This is a genomic window from Pantoea sp. SIMBA_079 (genome assembly GCF_046940275.1).
In the GTDB taxonomy this organism is placed as follows: Bacteria; Pseudomonadota; Gammaproteobacteria; order Enterobacterales; family Enterobacteriaceae; genus Pantoea; species Pantoea borealis.
The window spans coordinates 1-232 of record NZ_JAWRYR010000973.1 but is presented as its reverse complement, the minus strand read 5'-3'; the positions used below and the strand labels follow the sequence as shown (position 1 = coordinate 232).

The following is a 232-nucleotide window of genomic DNA, read 5'->3' as shown; positions in this document are numbered from 1 at the left end:
CCCGCTTAGATGCTTTCAGCGGTTATCTCTTCCGAACATAGCTACCCGGCGATGCCACTGGCGTGACAACCGGTACACCAGAGGTTCGTCCACTCCGGTCCTCTCGTACTAGGAGCAGCCCCCTTCAAATATCCAACGCCCACGGCAGATAGGGACCAAACTGTCTCACGACGTTTTAAACCCAGCTCACGTACCTCTTTAAATGGCGAACAGCCATACCCTTGGGACCGGC

Annotated in this window: 1 rRNA gene; it reads right to left on the bottom strand. The window is 55.6% G+C overall.

Annotated elements, in window-relative coordinates:
* Window positions 1-232: ribosomal RNA gene (locus tag SB719_RS22840) — 23S ribosomal RNA — on the bottom strand; the annotation flags it as partial.